We start from the raw sequence: 16,737 nt of genomic DNA, 5'->3' as shown, positions 1-16,737 counted from the left end.
TCAGATAATCCGCTATGCACTTAAAAGGGCATCTTGAAGCCGCCCGGCATTCCCATGCCCGACAACATACCGCTCATTTGGTCCTGATTGTTGGCCTCGACCTTACGCACGGCATCGTTCACTGCTGCCGCCACCAGGTCCTCCAACATTTCCTTGTCCTCCCCCATCAGGCTGTCGTCGATAGTGACACGACGCACATCGTGGCGACCGTTCATCACCACCTTCACCATCCCGGCACCGGATTCGCCAGTCACTTCCTTCTTGGCCAGCTCTTCTTGGGCCTGCTGCATTTTCTCCTGCATTTCGGAGGCTTTTTTCATCAATTCATTAAGGTCGGCTTTCATATCTCTGTTCCTGTCATTAGATAAAAGCGGGCTTGCGCCACACCGGTATCACCCCTTCTCAGCCAGGGTGACAGAGTCCATGTCCAGCTGCCCGTCAAATGTCTCGATCAGGGCCTGTACCGAGGGGTCGCTGGAGAAGGCCTGTTGGGCCGCCGCCAATTGGGCGGCCAGCTGCCTTTCCTTCCAACGTGCCGGTGTCTCCTCGCCACACTCGCCCTCATTGACGCGAACCTGCAAAGGCGTACCAAAATACTCGCTGAGACGCTCCTGAAGGCGCTCTATATGCCGCTCATTCAGCAGCGTGGCGTTGGCCTCGGCAATCACAAAATCGATGCAGTTGCCCTGCTGGGACTGAATCTGGCAATGGGCGGCGACACTGCCCAGCATACCGGGCAGGGCAAATTCCTCAAAGCGTTCCCGCCAACTGGCCGGGCTCAATTCGTCCAGCGCCAAGGGTGCCCGGTCAGGCCCAGCGTAGGGCGGAGGCGCTGGCTCTGGCTCGGGAGCTGGGGTATCGACGTTTGGGGCAGGTGGTGTAGCGACCGGCTCAGTGGGAACCGCTGCAGCGGCGCCCCGATCATCGCTGTCTTGCTCCACTTCTGGAGCCGGCGGCGGTGGCGGCGCTTCTGCTGAGTTGGTTGGCGCAGCCCGCTCCGGCGGAACGGGCACAGCCGGCTCCGGCGGCCTATCCGGCGGGACTTGCGCCGATGGCTTTTTTGTCGAAGGGGCAGCCTCCCCGCCTGCCGGTGATGCGCTCAGTGGCTCAGTGGGCGGCGCCGCAACCCCTTCGGGTTTAAAGGCCAGCAATCTCAGCAGCAGCATCTCCAGTCCGGCACGCAAATCCGGTGCGAGCCCCAAATCCCGGCGACCCATCAAGGTCATTTGGTAGTAAAACTGGACGTCCTCCGCACTGAGCGTCGCCGCCAATTCCAATATCTGCTCCCGATCACCCAGGCTGTTGTCCAGCCCCTCCGGTACAGTCTGAGCAATGGCGATGCGGTGCAATACCACTAACAGCTCAGCCACCAAGCCGGCAAAATCGACACCGGCCTCAGACAGCTCTGCCACCAAATTCAGCAGACCCGCGCCGTCTCTGGCGGCCAAGGCCTTTATCAGGCGGTACACCGCCGCGTGGTCGATGGTGCCCAGCATCTGCCGGACGTCTTCTTCACCCAATTTGCCCGAACCAAAGGCGATGGCCTGATCGGTAAGGGACAAGGCGTCCCGCATACTGCCCTCGGCGGCGCGCCCCAACAGCCACAGGGCGCCCTCGTCAAAGGTGATCATTTCCTTTTCGAGGATCGTTTTCAGGTAGTCCACCACCCGCTCTGGCGTCAGGTTCTTAAGGCTGAACTGCAGACAGCGGGACAGAATAGTGGCAGGAATTTTCTGCGGGTCGGTGGTCGCCAGCAGAAATTTCACATGGGGCGGTGGCTCTTCCAGGGTTTTCAGCAGCGCATTAAAGCTGCTGGCGCTGAGCATGTGCACCTCGTCGATGAGGTAGACCTTGTAGCGCCCCTGGGTAGGCGTGTATTGGACATTGTCCAGCAACTCCCGGGTATCTTCGACTTTGGTACGGGAGGCCGCGTCTACCTCTATCAGATCGACAAAGCGCCCCTCACTGATGGCGACACAGTTTTGGCACTGGCCGCAGGGCTCGGAGCTGACACCGGTTTCGCAATTCAGACACTTGGCGAGAATCCGCGCAATGGTGGTCTTGCCCACGCCGCGGGTACCGGTAAACAGATAGGCGTGATGGAGTCGGTCGTGGTCCAGAGCATTGACCAGCGCCTTGAGCACGTGGTTCTGCCCTGCCATTTCGCGAAAGGTTTTAGGACGCCATTTACGCGCCAGGACCTGATACGTCATTAACGACTCTCTCCAACGGGAGCGGCAAGGATACAACAGCGTCAAATCGACATAAACCGGCATCTGCATGCGGCGGTGTAGCGCGGCAATTCAGGAGGCTGATTCTAGTGATAAAGGAAAGGGGAAATTGGAGGCGGTCCAACCAGCCACACCCCGGCACACGAGTCGATAACTACCGTTGCTCCCTTCCGGGCCTGGCGGGGTTTGCTATCTATCGTTGCGGGGGGACCGGAAGGACCACCGCAGAACGCGACCGACCGGGTCAATCACGGGGGCGCTATTGTGGGTGAAAGGCCCCTGTCATGCAAGGGCCTGATCCGCTATTTACTGACTTGTCGGCCCGGCGGAAACTGTTCCAGTATGGCGGCAACGGTCTCCAGCACAAACAGGCGCCGCTCTTCAGGGGTTTCCAGGCGTGGCTGGTTGCGTTTGGATGAGCCCCGCCACAGCAGTTGTTTGGTTTTTGGGTCAACTAAATCGATAATCAGGGTATTTTCCTGGTACTGACGAACCCACAGATCATCGTCATGGAAGTACGGTGTACCAAATCCGGGGCGACCAACACAGTGGTAGCACGGGTAGTAGCCAAAGTGGGTATACCAGGAGCCAAAGTCGTCGATCCGGGTCTTGTCTTCCAAACCAAGGTGGTAGGTGACCAGCACCGAGGCGTCATCGGCGCTATCGACCAGTTCGTAGCCGCGGGCGCGGAACTGTTGATCCACCGCCGCCTTCACCCGCTGATGACTCAGATCGTTGTATAGCTCGGCGCTCTTTACGTCGTCCCCGGGTTCCGGCCTGGGCAGCCAGGCATAGCTGCTTACGGCGGCGTAATCGTAGTCGGTATTGTAGTCGGTATCGACCGGCACGCCGGCGCAGCCAACCAGCACCACCGACGCCACTATAAGCCACCACTTCATCACTGTTCTCCTCTTGCCGTACCTTACCGGCATCTTACCCGCACCCTGTCCGCCCCACTTGCTCAGGGCTATCAAGGCTGGGCCTTCAGCACTACCCAGGAAGCCATTCGGCCTCTTACCACCCGCAGCAACATGGCATCGTCGCGCTGGGATGCCACCGCTTGAAACTCTTCTACGTTTTTCACTCGACGCTGGTTTACCGACACGATGAGGTCACCGGGACGCAAACGAGACGCGGCGGGAGCCTCGGGGTCGACCTTACTGACCACCACACCGTTCTCATCGTCGGCGGTTTGCAGTGCCACACCGCTTAGCAGGGGGTGCACCTCACCGTTGGCGACTGCCAGCTCGGCAGAGGCCTCACCCAATGTAGCGCGAACCTTGCGGGACTTGCCATCTCTGAGAATTTTCAGCTCCACTTTGTCGCCAATACGCCGCAGACCAATGGCATTGCGCAGCTGAGCAGAGCTGAGAATCTCCTTGCCATCCACTTCCACTACCACGTCGCCAGCCTTTAAGCCCGCCTTGTCTGCCGCAGAATCCTCTTGCACCTCGGCGATTACGGCGCCGCGCTGATGACGGTCGATATCAAAGGCTTCGGCCAGTTCTGCAGTTAGGTCCTGAATAACCACGCCCAACTGACCACGGCGGACTTCGCCGTGTTCGAGAATCTGGTCAATACTGGCCCGGGCCATATTGACGGGAATCGCAAAGCCGATGCCTACGTTGCCACCTGAAGGGGCCAGAATGGCGGTATTGATCCCTACCAGCTCACCTCGCAGGTTGACCAGGGCACCACCTGAGTTGCCCGGGTTAATGGAGGCGTCGGTTTGGATAAAGTTTTCGTAGCCTTCGATCCCCAGGCCTGTGCGCCCCAGGGCACTCACAATACCGGTGGTCACGGTCTGACCCAGTCCAAAGGGGTTACCGATTGCGACCACAAAGTCGCCGACTTGGAGCTGGTCGGAGTTGGCCATGGACACGCTGTGGAGGTTATCTGCGTCAATCTTCAACACCGCGATATCCACATCTGGGTCGGACCCAATCAGCTCAGCGGTGTAGCTGCGACCGTCTTCCATCGCCACAGTGATCTCATCGGCACCGTCAATCACGTGGTGATTGGTCAGCACCGTGCCCGCTTTGGCATCGATAATCACCCCGGAGCCAGCGCTTTGCGTTCGGCGCTGCCGGGGCTGCCGCTGCTGCTCGGGCACATTGAAAAAATGACGAAAAAAGGGATCGTTGAGAAGGGGGTTCTGCGCCACCCGCCGGGTGGTAAAGGTAGAGATATTCACCACCGCCGGATTCACGTTTTTCAGCATCGGCGCCAGGCTTGGCAGCGCTTTGCCATCACTGTCCGCTTGCGGCAACAGCGCGCTGACCGGTGCCGCATACAGCGATACCAGCAACATGACAAACGCAGCGTAAACCAGTCGCCACAACGAGACACCCGCACCGCTTGCCGGCTTCTTGGCAGGCACTGCCAACTGCTCACCCTTTGTTTCTACCATTGTTCCTGTGTCCTCCCGCGTCTCAGACTTCAATACTGGTAATAAAAGCCGTCTATTAGAGTCACAAGTGGCAAAATAATTTCCCTAATTGGCGTATTTTCCTGAGCACTGTCGCCATCAGGCAAGTTTCTCTGCCAGTGACCGGGCAATCTCACTTTCTATCCGGGATTTTAAGGGCGCCATCAGCAAACTGAGTTTTAACTCAAGGTGGACCTCGTCCTCGGCCAGCTGCAAACGGCCTTTGACGCCATGGCGCTTGAAGATAATTTCATTCTCGCCTCGCCACTGGGAGTGGACTTGGTAACGCTCTTCCAGGGTGACGGCAAGGCGCTCAGCCAGCTCCCTGACTTCCTGTGGGGATTTGTTATGGGCCTGACTGAGGGAAATGGTACTCACCTGCTACTCTCCAACCGACGGATTATTAGTGTGATATCAACAATATGCGGGCTGACCGTAGAGATACAAGTAGGGAAAACAAAATCGCAGGCATAAAAAAACCGCCATTAGGCGGTTTCTTTATATTTGGTGGAGCTAGGCGGGATCGAACCGCCGACCTCTTGCATGCCATGCAAGCGCTCTCCCAGCTGAGCTATAGCCCCGAATCGGAGGATGCGCATATTAATGACCGTCCCCTGGCTTGTCAACAACTTCCTGAAAGCGTGGACATTTTTTTGCGCACACCGGGTTTTACTGGGCTGCCTGCAGGGCAGACTGGTAGCGTTTCTCCATTTTCTTCAGGCGTTTTTTCCCTACTCCGCCCAGGACTTCAACGGCATGGCGCAAGCGCGCCCGGCTCATTTCCGGTCCCAACAGCTCCATGGCATCCACCACCGAAATCGATGAGGTGGTACCGGCAATGGCCACAAACAACGGCGGCATAAAGTCCTTAAGCTTGATATCCAGACCGGTGGCCAGTGCCTTGATATCGGCAAACAGCACGTCTCGTTGCCAGTCCTGCTCCGCCTCCAGTCGCCAGGCCGCACACTGCAATGCCGTCAACAGCTCTTCCTCCTCGAGACTACAGCCGGCAAAGCTCTCCTCGGTCAGTGGCAACATACCGGACAATAGGAAGCTGGCCAGCGGTGCGATATCGGTAAACACCTCCACCCGCTGCTTCAGATGGGGCAGCATCCGCTCCAGGTTGTCCCGGTTGAGGGCCCAAGTCTGAAGTCGTTGAATAAGCTCATCATCGCTGAGGTCTTCCCGCAGCCACAGGCCATTGAGCCAGCGCAATTTCTCGACATCAAAAATAGGGCCGCCCAGGCTTACCCGCTGAATGTCGAAATGCTCAAGCATGGTGGCCAAGTCGAACTTCTCGCGCTCATCCGGCATCGACCAGCCCATGCGGCCCAGGTAGTTCAGCAAGGCCTCGGGCAAAAAGCCCATGCGCTGGTAGTACCAGATACTGGTGGGGTTTTTGCGTTTACTGAGCTTGCTCTTATCCGGGTTGCGCAGCAGCGGCAGGTGACACAGCACCGGCATCTCCCAGCCAAAGTACTCGTAAAGCAATTTGTGTTTGGGGGCGGAATTGATCCACTCCTCGCCCCGCAGTACATGGGTAATACCCATCAAGTGATCGTCCACCACATTGGCTAAGTGGTAAGTGGGCAAACCGTCGGATTTCAACAGAATCTGGGCGTCCACCTGCCCCCAGTCCAGCTCGATGGTGCCCCGCAGCATATCGTCAATGTCGCAGCGCCCCTCTTCTTCCGGTACCACCATACGGATCACATAGGGGTCCCCCGCCGCCTCCCGACGCGCTACCTCGTCGTCGGGGAGCTTCAAGTCTGAGGGCTTCAGCGCGGTGTGCTGCCCCGCCGCCCGGCGGGCCTCACGCAGGTCATTCAGCTCGTCGGCGGTGCGGTAGCAGCGAAAGGCCTTGCCCTCAGACAAAAGCTGCTCGCAGTACTGGCGGTAAATATCACTGCGTTCACTTTGACGGTAGGGTCCGCAATTGCCGCCCACGTCCGGCCCTTCGTCCCAATCCAGACCCAGCCAACGCAGCGAGTCAAAAATCGCCTGCTCGGAGGCCGCCGTGCTGCGCTGTTGATCGGTGTCCTCAATACGCAGCAAAAACTCACCGCCATGGCTTTTGGCAAAGCAATAATTGAACAGGGCAATATAGGCGGTTCCGACGTGGGGATCACCCGTGGGAGAGGGAGCAATGCGGGTTCTTACAGTCATAGAGGACATCACCGTAGCTAAGTCTATTGCGGATTCCGCCCCAAGCGAGGCGGGAAACAAAGCCGCGTATTATACGGCGCCACCGCAGCGCTTTACACGGCAATCCGCCACCAATCGGCGAAAAGCCCCAACAAATTGCGGGCATAAAAAAACCGCGACAGAGAAGGGAGCTTTCTGTCGCGGCAAATTCCGGTGCCCAGGAGGAGCTACCGAAAGTACTCTTGCTTGGCTCAGTGTCACTATCTCAAATTGCTCTAACGATTTCTTTGATGCGACGCACAAAATACCACATTAACAAATCCGCTTTATTTAGCCCCATACAGATTGCTTGGACACCGCCAATACACCTTACCCCTGGCTTGCTGATAAACTGTGGGTTTTGCGGTTTCAGCGTCAGCAAAGTCCTAAATCTGTTTACTTCAACGAGGCACCAATACTTGTCGGATAAGCTCCAAGCTCCCAATACCCCCCCTTCCGGGCCTACCGGCGGTGAAGCAGGCCGAGCGCCCGCAGCGCCGCTGGATCGCCGCTTTTGCGCCGCGCCCATGATGGACTGGTCTGACAGACATTGTCGGGTATTTTGGCGCCAGCTCACCAAGCGCGCGGTGTTTTACACAGAGATGGTCACCACCGGGGCACTGCTGCACGGTGATGTTCGCCGCCATCTGGATTATTCCGAAGAAGAACACCCCTTGGCCCTACAGGTGGGCGGCAATGAACCCGATGCGCTGGCAACGGCAGCGAAACTGGCCGAGCAGTGGCAATATCGGGAGATCAACCTGAACTGCGGCTGCCCCTCAGACCGGGTCCAGAATGGCTTTTTTGGCGCCTGCCTGATGACCCGCCCCGGCATGGTGGCCGACGGCGTCAAAGCAATGAAGGACGCCACTGCCCTGCCCGTCACGGTCAAGCACCGCATCGGCGTTGACGACCAGGAGGGTTACGGCCCGCTGCGTGACTTTGTCGGCGCGGTGGCCGATGCCGGTAGCGACGCCGTGATTGTCCACGCCAGAAAAGCCTGGCTAAAGGGACTTAGCCCTAAAGAAAATCGAGAGATCCCGCCGCTGAACTACCCCATGGTCTACCGTCTCAAAAATGATTTCCCGGAGCTGGAGGTCATCATCAATGGCGGCATCGAAGACGTAAGAGCTGGGCTGAACCATTTGTCACATGTTGACGGTATTATGCTGGGACGCAGTGCTTACCACACTCCCTGGGTATTAGCGGACGTAGATCAGCAGATTTACGGCGGCGCCTCGCCGGTCACGGACCGCCTGGATGCCATTAGAGGTCTGTACGATTATATTGAGAAGGAACTCACAGCCGGCACTCGACTCCACCATATTACCCGCCACACACTGGGCTTGTTCAATGGTTTGGGAGGCGCCAAACAGTTTCGGCGCCACCTGTCACAACACGCACACCGGGATGACGCGGGTATCGAAACGCTGGAAAACGCCTTAAGCTTTATCGAAGCGGCCAGGGAGCGCGCTGCCCAGCGCCGGGCCGAGACTGAAAGCCTGGGCCAGCTTTCTGCCTAGTAGTGTTGTCTCGGATCACCACAAACGAGACATAAGAGCAAAAATCGCTCAAGAGTGAAGATACAGGAACGGACACGCATTTATGAGTAGTAAACTCGAGCAGCTGAAAACCATGACCGACGTTGTCGCCGACACTGGCGACATTGAAGCGATTCGCCGTTTTTCTCCCCGCGACGCCACCACCAACCCGTCGCTGCTGCTCAAGGCAGCCCAGCTGCCCCAATATCAGGAATTGATCAGCCGGGTCGTGGCGGACAACGGCGGCAATACCGCCGCCGAGTTAAAGATGGCGAGCTTAAAACTGGCAGTGGCCATCGGCACTGAGATTTGCCAATTGGTCCCCGGTAAGGTCTCTACAGAAGTGGACGCACGATTGTCTTTCGATACTGCCGCCACCGTTGCTGAAGCCCGCACCATCGTCGACGAATATCAAAAGGCTGGCGTTTCCCGGGATAAATTGCTGATCAAAATCGCCTCAACCTGGGAGGGAATTCAAGCCGCAGAGGTCCTGGAGCGGGAAGGCATAGAGTGCAACCTGACATTACTGTTCAGTTTGGTCCAAGCCGCCGCCTGCGCCGAAGCCGGCGCCACGCTCATCTCCCCCTTTGTCGGCCGCATACTGGACTGGCATGTAGCCAAAGGCATGACGGTTGAACGCCCCGAACAAGACCCCGGCGTACAGTCAGTCACGGCCATCTACGCTTATTACAAACAGCACGGTTACGACACCGTTGTGATGGGCGCCAGCTTCCGCAATATCGGCGAAATCGAGGCCCTAGCCGGCTGTGACCGCCTCACCATTAGCCCGGCGCTGCTGGAGGAGTTAAGCGAGGCCCAGGGCGAGCTGCCGCGCCGGCTGGTACCGGACGCCCAGTTTGAGAGCATTCCGCGAATGACTTTGGGAGAATCCAACTTTCGCTGGGCGCTCAATGAGGACGCCATGGCCACAGAAAAGCTGGCTGAGGGCATCCGTACCTTTGCCGCCGATCAGGTCAAACTGGAAACCCTGCTCAAGGAGTGGTCGGCCTAATGTTTGAACTGCTGCGCAAAATGCTGGGTAACGACACGCCCGACGAAGCTGAGACCATGACCCTGGAAAAAGCCGCCGGCGCGCTGTTAATTGAGGTCAGTAAATCGGACTACGACCAGGATCCGGCGGAGGTGGAAAAAATCCGCGATTTGCTCAGCCGCCATTTTTCTGTGTCCGTGGATGACATGGAAGGTTTTATGAAGGACGTGGAAGACCACAGCCACCAGGGCACGTCTCTCTATCCTTATACGCGCTTCATCAACGATAACTGCAGCAATGAAGAGAAATACCTGTTGATCAAATCGCTGTGGGAAGTGGCTGCCGAAGACGGCCGCATCGACAAGTATGAAGACTACGTGATCCGCAAGGTATCAGACCTGATCTATCTGCCCCACTCGGATTTTATTAGAGCGAAGTTGGAGGTCACAAAGGCTGCGGGACTGTAACTACGCCGCGCCAGGCTGGCGCTAGAAGCACTGGCCTTCCAGCAGGGATACCAGCTCACGGAATTGTGCGCGGTTGTCTTCGCTGAGCCCCATCAACACCCGGTGGGCTTCAAGCACCCGCTTATGAACCCCCTCCTCACTCTCCGGCAGCACCGGCAGTTCGCCCAGGTCCTCGTCGTCTTCCAGTGGCTCCTGACGAATACGAAACACCCGATCAAAGCCCATGCTGTCCAGCACGCGGGTAATGTTGGGGTTGGTGGAGAGGATGACCGGCACAAAGGAGAAGCGCTCCTTGGCCTTTAGCGCCAACTTGGCCAGCAGGCCCAGTGTGGTGCTGTCGACATTGACGGCATCGGCGAGGTCCACCACCACGCTGGCAAAACCCTCGCTGGCAAACATCTCGTCAAAAAATTCGTCCAAGGTGGTGCACAGGGTCAGACGAACGTCGCCCACCAATTTGATGACAAAGGCGCCATCGTGTTCGGCGACAAGAATCTTACCTGGCTGCATGATACCTACAACCTACTTACTACCAGTATTGCAATATCGTCTGGCGCTTCGTCGATGTTGTCCAAACCAAACCGCGACACCAAGTCGTGGGATGAAGTCTGGCCATCACTCAATATAGACAACAGCGCCTGCTCTTTTTGTTCCAATGTTTCGTAGTCTAGCACTTCCAATATACCATCCGAAAACAAGGTCAGGACAGTACCTGCCGGAAAGCTGATCATATGGTCGGTATAGGTCGCATCGGCAAACAAACCGACTGGCATATCGTGCTCAGTCAGGAACACCGCCTCGCCTTTGCGGGACTGCACCGGCGCCGGCAAATGCCCTGCCACCGAGTAACACAGCTGATGGCATTTTAGATCAAAGACCCCCACGCACAATGTGACGTGCTTACCAATCCCCATCTCCAACAGCTCGCGATTGGCAATGGCCAGCATTTTGGCCGGTGACAAGATTGCGGTGGAGCCGCGATGGAGGAAGTCACTGCGCTTGCGGGCAAACAGGTTTTTAAGAAATACCGTGACAAAGGCGGAACTGGCGCCGTGCCCGGACACATCGGCAACAAAAAACACCGCGTGATCATCGCCCACCAGGAAATAGTCAACAAAATCACCGCTGAGGTAGAGCGAGGGCAGGATAAAGTGGCAAAAACGGTAGCCCTTTATATCTTTGGGGGTGTCCGGCAGTAGTACCTGTTGCACGTGTTTGCCAGCCTGCTGGTCCTGCTGCAGATGGGTCAGGCTCTCCAGCAATTCGCGGTTGGCGTTCTCCAACTTGGTGCGGTAGGCAAGGTTTTCCCGCTTGAGGGCACAGCGCTCCAGCGCCCGATCCAACACGTGGCGCACCACGTCATTGCTCTCCGGTGGCAACATCAGGTAGTCGGTTGCGCCATGACGCACGGCGGAGACCACATCGGCAGCGTTCTTGCGGCGGGAGATCGCCACCAGCGGCAGCTCGCGGGGGTCGGCGGCCATGCGATCCAGCAGATAAATGCCCTGCTCGTCCGGCAAATCGATATCGATCATCACCATATCGATCTCTTCTTCCCGGAACATCGTCAGCGCATCATTTTTGTCGTCGGTCACCACCAGCTCGACGCCCAGGCTGCGAAGGACACCAATAAACTGCTCGTGAACTGGATCGACTTGCTGCACGAGCAACAGTCGCTGACGGTTGGAGGTGGTCATGGCGCCTTTTTACTCGCCACACAGTCAGTGCGCAAGCTCCGTAGCTGTGCAGGATTCACGTTCTGAACAAGACGTGAGACCGGGTCAGAAATCAAAGGATTCGAAGTCCTCATCGCCAAAGCTGTCTTGGAACTCGCCGTCGTTAATTAAGAACTCGCGGCGCTGAAAGTAGGCATCCTTTAAAAAGCTGTATTTATCGCCGCTGATCAGATCTTCAGCGCCCAACAAGGCCGCCCGTTTTTGTACCAACTCAAGGAAGGTCAGCCCATAATCGGCGCTTTCGGGCTCCACGGCCCGCTGCGGCGAGCTCAGCGAATCCACGCCCCGGCCTACGCCGTCCCTCAGGGTACTGGCCCCCAACACCGGCAGCATCAGGTAGGGGCCATCGCCTACCCCCCACACTGCCAGGGTTTGTCCAAAATCCTCGTTTTCACGCTCCAGGCCCACATAGGAGGCAACATCGAAAATACCCAATACACCAACAGTGGTGTTGACCACAAAACGACTCAAATCTGTGCCGGCATCACCAAGGCTGCCTTGCAAAAGGTTGTTGGTGAAGTTTTTAAACTCACCAATATTATTGAAAAAGTTATCTATGCTGGTATCGACAAAACCGGGAGTGACCGTCTTATAGCCTCGTGCTATCGGCGTGGCAACATAGCGATCCGCCGCCTCATTAAAGGCGAAAATACCGCGGTTAAACCCCTCCCAGGGGTCTCGCGGATCGCCCTTGCTGTCATTGGCATGGGACGGCAAGGCCAGTGTCACCAAGGCAAACAGGGCGCTGAGCTGCCAACACTTTTGCCAATATCGAAGGGAGTCTCGCATTACAGGTAACGCTCTTCCAAAGTCATCCCTGAACTATACCGAATACCCGGGTGTTTGACACCAGACAAAGTTATGGCAATAAGGCGCAGGATAGAATCGCCGCGTGTCGCGCGCCCCACCACGCTGTCACGACCACAGTCCAGCCATCACACCGGCGCATCCGGTCGGGCAATAAGCTGCAACATGCTTTGCTGCACATCGGGGCCCAACAAGTTCACCCAGCGCTGAGCGTGTTGAGACAAACGGCCATCGCTCCAGATCCACGCCTCGTCGTCCCGCTGTTCAGATTGCAACAGGCCCTCACTGATCAAGGTATCGATATAGACCTTAAACAGGTTTTTATCGAAGTACTCCGGGGCCTCTCGGCCGCTGAGGATGGCCAGGCGCTGGGCCATTTCGATAATTTGATTCTCTACATCGAGACGGGGAGCGGCCTCCGTCCCCGGGTTGCGGGCCAGCAACAGGCTGCTCATGGTGTAGCGTTCCAGCGTTTCCCGCAGAATCCGCCCCAGACCGGTCAGCACCGCAAAGGCCATGGTGCCAACCTCGGGCCGGCTGAGGGTGTCACCCTCCCGTTTCAATAACTCCAGGTCCACCAGCTGGTCGATATGCTCGGCCACTTCGGCACTGAAATCTTCGGCCTCCACCCGCAGGAACAACTCACCCTGCAAAAAGGGCAGCATATCGGCGCAAGCCTCGACCAGTGAGGATTGCTGGACTTGCTCAACGTGGCGGAAGAAACGCGCAATCAAACTGGGCAGGGCCAGCACATGCATCACCGAGTTGCGGTAGTAGGTCAGCAGCACCGCTTCACGACCGGTGGCGGTGATAATCGGGCCCCAGGGGTGCTCGATACGGGACAAACCGGCGGTGCGGGCGGCCTGCTCGAAGATTTCTCTGGCGTCGCCCTCGGGCAGCACCACGTCCTCGCTGTAGGGGCGACGCTGCAGCAGCGCGATAAAGTAGTCAATTTGCGCCAGCAGCTCCTGCTCGGCCATCGCCCGCTGAGGGCTGGATAGCAGAATCATCGCCACCAGACCGATAGGATTGACCACCGCCGCCGCATTAATGCGGGTCATATTCTCCTGGGCAATGTGCTGAATCGCCCCCGGCAAGAAACCGAAGTCGCCGGCCTGAGCCTGCTGCCGCCAGTTGCCACACACCCGAGTGAGACACTCTTCCAGGCTGATGGGCGCACCAAAGGCCACATGGGGGCTACCGTAAGAGGTTTTAAAGATACGCCGGGCTTTTAACAAACTGCCCGCAGACTCCTTGGTTTTACCTGCGCCGCGCAGCTCCTTCACATAGGACGCTCCCTCCACCAATTTATCGTAGCCCACGTAAATCGGCACAATGGCAACCTTGCGCCCGGGCTGTTGCAGGCAGGATTCCAGGGTCATTTTCAACATGCCCAGCTTGGGCGGCAGTAATCGCCCGGTGCGGCTGCGCCCCCCCTCAGGGAAGAATTCCATGGGGTAGCCCCGGGACAGAATCACCCCCAGGTAGGATTTAAATACCGCGCTGTAGAGCTTGTCGCCACCAAATTTGCGGCGGATATAAAAGGCCCCGCCACGGCGCAGCAGTCCACCCACCGGCCAAAAATTCAGGTTGATCCCGGCGGCGATATGAGGCGGCACCAAGCCCTGCTTGTACAGCGCATAGGAAATCAGCAGGTAGTCAAAATGACTGCGATGGCTGGGCATGTAGACCAGTTGACGATCGTTGGCTGCCCGGCGCAGTCGGTCGGCGTGGTGGACCCGCAAACCGGTAAACAACTTGCGAAATACCCAGGTCAGAATCAGATCCAGCACCCGCAATAATCGCGAGTCGAAGTTGGCCGCCACTTCGTCGGCCATCTTGCGGGCCGACTTCTCCAGCTTGGCCCGGCTCTCGCCCTCACTGGCGACCAGCTCGTCAATGGCAGCAGTCACCGCCGGCCGGCGCATCACCATAGAAATGATCTGCCCCCTGGACAACAGGCTCGGCCCCAGGGTCGCCACCTTGCGGCGGCTATAGTAAAAAGACAGCGTCCGCGCCAGAGTTCGCGCCGCCTCCCTGGCATCCTGCTGCTTGCGGGCCACCAAAGTGTTGAAATCCAAAGGCTGGGCAAAGTGGACCAGCACATTGTTGCGCTGGGCGATCATCACCAGCAACTTGCGAAGCGCACCGCCCCGCTCGCCGTCACCCAACAGCAAACGCCAGAACGAGGTTTCCGAGCCGGGGTCCCGCCCCCAGAAGATAGACACCGGCACAATTTGCAGCGGGTAGTCTTCCGGGGACTCCCGCGTACCGAGGCTGTCGATCAGCGCCTGGAGGGGTTGCTGCTTGCGTTTACTGTCCCCTTTTAATACCGGCAAGTACAAACAGGTGGCGTGCTCCTGATCGGGTAAAGCCCCGGGTCGGGCGCTCAGCACCGGCAAGCCCTGCTGCCGGGCCAGGCGCTCCAACAAAAAGCGGTCAGTCCAGCTGTGGCGCCGCAGCACGTAGCACACCGGCTTGCCATCGAGCTGTTCCGGCAGCTGCTCGTCAAGTTGAATCAGGCTGGGGTGAACCAGGCGAATGATGGGCGCAACCAACAGACGACAAAGCAGAAAATACCAGCGGGTAAACCAGGGCATGAAAGCGTTTCCAAGGCAGAGAGATTCGTTATCGGGCGGTCGATATGTATGCGACCGCGCTTTTGGCAGTATTTTAACGCGTTTACACCTCCCGGGTCGCGGTTTCCGGGCACACGTGAATTGGCGGGCCGCGCCACACTGCAAGATTCTGTACAATTGAGAAAGCGATACCAATATCGGCCTGTTCACAGGCCAACACACTCACGAACCAACACAGGCGGTCGCCACCATGAGCGCAGCCACACTTCGCTTTGACAACAGCTATGCCCGTTTGCCGGAACACCTATACCACCGGCAACAGCCGGAGCAGGTACCGGCACCGGGTTTGATCCGCATTAACCGACCATTGGCAGAGCAGCTAGGCTTCGATCCCGATTGGCTGGCCTCGGAGGAAGGCGTAGCGTTGCTGGCGGGCAACAGCACTCCCCCAGGGGCCGACCCCATTGCCACCGTCTACGCCGGCCACCAGTTCGGCAGTTACAACCCACAACTGGGAGACGGCCGTGCGCTGCTGCTGGGCGAGCTGATCGACCGCCATGGCCAACGTTTTGACTTACAACTGAAAGGCTCGGGGCGAACCCCTTACTCACGGGGCGGCGACGGCAAATCTCCCCTGGGGCCGGTGCTTCGGGAATACATCATCAGCGAGGCCATGTACGCACTGGGCGTGCCCACCACCCGGGCGTTGGGAGCGGTGTATACCGGTGAAAGCGTATACCGGGAGCGACCTTTGCCCGGGGCGGTGCTGTGCCGGGTAGCTAAAAGCCACATCCGCGTTGGCACCATGCAGTTTTTTGCCGCGCAGCGCGACACCGATGCTCTGCGTACGCTGGCCGAGCATGTGATCCAACGTCACTACCCCGAGGCGGCCAACAGCGATAAGCCGATAGTGAGCCTGCTTGTCGCGGTGATGCAAAGCCAGGCCGAACTGGTCGCTCACTGGCAAAGCCTGGGCTTTATTCACGGCGTGATGAACACCGACAACATGCTGCTCAGCGGTGAGACTATCGACTACGGTCCCTGCGCCTTTATGGACGACTACCACCCCGGCACCGTATTTAGCTCCATCGATCAGCAAGGCCGCTATGCCTTCGGGAACCAACCCGCAGTGGCGCACTGGAACCTGGCACAACTGGCCCAGGCGCTGCTGCCTATCATTGACGACAACGAAGAGGCCGCAGTGGAAGAAGCCCAGGACGCCCTCAACAGCTTTCCCGATAGATTTTTTGTCGCCTACCGCAAACGTATGGCCGACAAGTTAGGGCTGGCGCACTGCAGCGAAGATGATCAGGATTTGTATGAGGCTTTTCTCGACTTACTCAGCGACAACAATGCCGATTTTACCCTGGCCTTTCGTCGCCTTACCGAACTGGCCGATGAGTCTTACCCCGCTAACCGCAGTGTTGCCGAGCTGTTTGAATTCAGCGATGCCTACTCCGACTGGCTGAACCGCTGGCAGGCGCGACTCGCTCAGGACAAACGTCCCGCCGACCAGGTACAAGGGCAAATGCGCCGCGCCAACCCACTGGTGATACCCCGCAACCACCGGGTCGAGGAAGTGATCACCGCCGCCATCCAGGGCGCGGACTTTACCCCTTTTCACCGTCTGGTCGACGAGGTGACTGCCAGCGACGAGCAGCAAGACATGCACTACGCACGGCCGCCGGAGCCCCAGCAGCGGGTGCAGCAGACTTTTTGCGGCACCTGAACTAGACCGTTTGCTATAACGTAGTTCAGTGGCAGTATACTCAG

Annotated in this window: 14 protein-coding genes, 1 tRNA gene and 1 other RNA gene; 4 read left to right on the top strand and 12 right to left on the bottom strand. The window is 58.0% G+C overall.

Features of this window, described 5'->3' with window-relative positions; all coding sequences use genetic code 11:
• Positions 1-20: 20 nt before the first annotated feature.
• The 8 genes from I6N98_RS07090 to gltX form a co-directional block, all read right to left on the bottom strand.
• The gene (locus I6N98_RS07090; RefSeq protein ID WP_198571090.1) at positions 21-344 is read right to left on the bottom strand and encodes a YbaB/EbfC family nucleoid-associated protein; all 324 of its coding nucleotides are present in this window, start codon (positions 342-344) and stop codon (positions 21-23) included.
• Between the two features lie 48 nt (positions 345-392).
• A complete protein-coding gene (gene dnaX, locus I6N98_RS07085; RefSeq protein WP_198571089.1) occupies positions 393-2,213 on the bottom strand; it encodes a DNA polymerase III subunit gamma/tau in 1,821 nt (606 codons plus the stop codon).
• 137 nt (positions 2,214-2,350) lie between these two features.
• An RNA gene (gene ffs / locus I6N98_RS07080) (signal recognition particle sRNA small type) lies at positions 2,351-2,447 on the bottom strand.
• Positions 2,448-2,533: 86 nt separating this feature from the next.
• Positions 2,534-3,130, bottom strand: coding sequence for a DUF4136 domain-containing protein (locus I6N98_RS07075; RefSeq protein ID WP_198571088.1), 597 nt, complete (start codon positions 3,128-3,130; stop codon positions 2,534-2,536).
• Positions 3,131-3,201: 71 nt separating this feature from the next.
• The gene (locus tag I6N98_RS07070) at positions 3,202-4,641 is read right to left on the bottom strand and encodes a DegQ family serine endoprotease (RefSeq protein WP_232787489.1); all 1,440 of its coding nucleotides are present in this window, start codon (positions 4,639-4,641) and stop codon (positions 3,202-3,204) included.
• Positions 4,642-4,758: 117 nt separating this feature from the next.
• Positions 4,759-5,037, bottom strand: a complete 279-nt coding sequence (locus I6N98_RS07065; protein ID WP_198571087.1) for a polyhydroxyalkanoic acid system family protein — start codon at positions 5,035-5,037, stop codon at positions 4,759-4,761.
• A gap of 127 nt (positions 5,038-5,164) precedes the next feature.
• A tRNA-Ala gene (locus I6N98_RS07060) sits at positions 5,165-5,240 on the bottom strand.
• Positions 5,241-5,328: 88 nt separating this feature from the next.
• On the bottom strand, positions 5,329-6,825 hold the full coding sequence (gltX, locus tag I6N98_RS07055; RefSeq protein ID WP_198571086.1) for a glutamate--tRNA ligase: 1,497 nt from the start codon (positions 6,823-6,825) through the stop codon (positions 5,329-5,331).
• Positions 6,826-7,262: 437 nt separating this feature from the next.
• On the opposite strand from gltX, the gene dusA reads away from it, so the two are divergent.
• The 3 genes from dusA to I6N98_RS07040 all read left to right on the top strand — a co-directional run bounded on the left by dusA (position 7,263) and on the right by I6N98_RS07040 (position 9,842).
• Positions 7,263-8,366, top strand: coding sequence for a tRNA dihydrouridine(20/20a) synthase DusA (gene dusA / locus I6N98_RS07050; protein ID WP_337924607.1), 1,104 nt, complete (start codon positions 7,263-7,265; stop codon positions 8,364-8,366).
• A gap of 82 nt (positions 8,367-8,448) precedes the next feature.
• On the top strand, positions 8,449-9,396 hold the full coding sequence (gene tal / locus I6N98_RS07045; RefSeq protein WP_198571084.1) for a transaldolase: 948 nt from the start codon (positions 8,449-8,451) through the stop codon (positions 9,394-9,396).
• Entirely contained in the window at positions 9,396-9,842 is a 447-nt protein-coding gene (locus I6N98_RS07040; RefSeq protein ID WP_198571083.1) for a tellurite resistance TerB family protein, read from the top strand. Before tal ends, I6N98_RS07040 begins: the two co-directional genes overlap by 1 nt.
• A 21-nt stretch (positions 9,843-9,863) precedes the next feature.
• Here the strand turns inward: I6N98_RS07040 and I6N98_RS07035 are convergent, their stop codons facing one another.
• From I6N98_RS07035 to plsB, 4 genes are all read right to left on the bottom strand, one after another.
• A complete protein-coding gene (locus I6N98_RS07035) occupies positions 9,864-10,352 on the bottom strand; it encodes an STAS domain-containing protein (RefSeq protein ID WP_198571082.1) in 489 nt (162 codons plus the stop codon).
• 5 nt (positions 10,353-10,357) lie between these two features.
• Positions 10,358-11,539 (bottom strand): PP2C family protein-serine/threonine phosphatase, encoded by a 1,182-nt coding sequence (locus I6N98_RS07030; protein WP_198571081.1) that lies wholly within the window; start codon positions 11,537-11,539, stop codon positions 10,358-10,360.
• Between the two features lie 84 nt (positions 11,540-11,623).
• A complete protein-coding gene (locus I6N98_RS07025) occupies positions 11,624-12,367 on the bottom strand; it encodes an MlaA family lipoprotein (RefSeq protein WP_198571080.1) in 744 nt (247 codons plus the stop codon).
• Between the two features lie 146 nt (positions 12,368-12,513).
• Entirely contained in the window at positions 12,514-14,985 is a 2,472-nt protein-coding gene (gene plsB, locus I6N98_RS07020) for a glycerol-3-phosphate 1-O-acyltransferase PlsB (RefSeq protein WP_198571079.1), read from the bottom strand.
• A 229-nt stretch (positions 14,986-15,214) separates the two neighbouring features.
• Between plsB and I6N98_RS07015 the strand changes: the two genes are divergently transcribed.
• The gene (locus I6N98_RS07015) at positions 15,215-16,693 is read left to right on the top strand and encodes a protein adenylyltransferase SelO (protein ID WP_198571078.1); all 1,479 of its coding nucleotides are present in this window, start codon (positions 15,215-15,217) and stop codon (positions 16,691-16,693) included.
• The last annotated feature ends 44 nt before the right edge of the window (positions 16,694-16,737 follow it).

The sequence above is a fragment of the Spongiibacter nanhainus genome (assembly GCF_016132545.1).
Classification (GTDB): domain Bacteria; phylum Pseudomonadota; class Gammaproteobacteria; order Pseudomonadales; family Spongiibacteraceae; genus Spongiibacter; species Spongiibacter nanhainus.
This window is presented reverse-complemented; position numbering and strand designations above follow the sequence as displayed.

What these genes read in the sequence shown, in the direction of transcription:
- I6N98_RS07090 (WP_198571090.1), bottom strand. Translation starts at nt 344, where the DNA reads ATGAAAGCCGACCTTAATGAATTGATGAAAAAAGCCTCCGAAATGCAG.
- dnaX (WP_198571089.1), bottom strand. Translation starts at nt 2,213, where the DNA reads ATGACGTATCAGGTCCTGGCGCGTAAATGGCGTCCTAAAACCTTTCGC.
- I6N98_RS07075 (WP_198571088.1), bottom strand. Translation starts at nt 3,130, where the DNA reads ATGAAGTGGTGGCTTATAGTGGCGTCGGTGGTGCTGGTTGGCTGCGCC.
- I6N98_RS07070 (WP_232787489.1), bottom strand. Translation starts at nt 4,641, where the DNA reads ATGGTAGAAACAAAGGGTGAGCAGTTGGCAGTGCCTGCCAAGAAGCCG.
- gltX (WP_198571086.1), bottom strand. Translation starts at nt 6,825, where the DNA reads ATGACTGTAAGAACCCGCATTGCTCCCTCTCCCACGGGTGATCCCCAC.
- tal (WP_198571084.1), top strand. Translation starts at nt 8,449, where the DNA reads ATGAGTAGTAAACTCGAGCAGCTGAAAACCATGACCGACGTTGTCGCC.
- I6N98_RS07040 (WP_198571083.1), top strand. Translation starts at nt 9,396, where the DNA reads ATGTTTGAACTGCTGCGCAAAATGCTGGGTAACGACACGCCCGACGAA.
- I6N98_RS07035 (WP_198571082.1), bottom strand. Translation starts at nt 10,352, where the DNA reads ATGCAGCCAGGTAAGATTCTTGTCGCCGAACACGATGGCGCCTTTGTC.
- I6N98_RS07030 (WP_198571081.1), bottom strand. Translation starts at nt 11,539, where the DNA reads ATGACCACCTCCAACCGTCAGCGACTGTTGCTCGTGCAGCAAGTCGAT.
- I6N98_RS07025 (WP_198571080.1), bottom strand. Translation starts at nt 12,367, where the DNA reads ATGCGAGACTCCCTTCGATATTGGCAAAAGTGTTGGCAGCTCAGCGCC.
- plsB (WP_198571079.1), bottom strand. Translation starts at nt 14,985, where the DNA reads ATGCCCTGGTTTACCCGCTGGTATTTTCTGCTTTGTCGTCTGTTGGTT.
- I6N98_RS07015 (WP_198571078.1), top strand. Translation starts at nt 15,215, where the DNA reads ATGAGCGCAGCCACACTTCGCTTTGACAACAGCTATGCCCGTTTGCCG.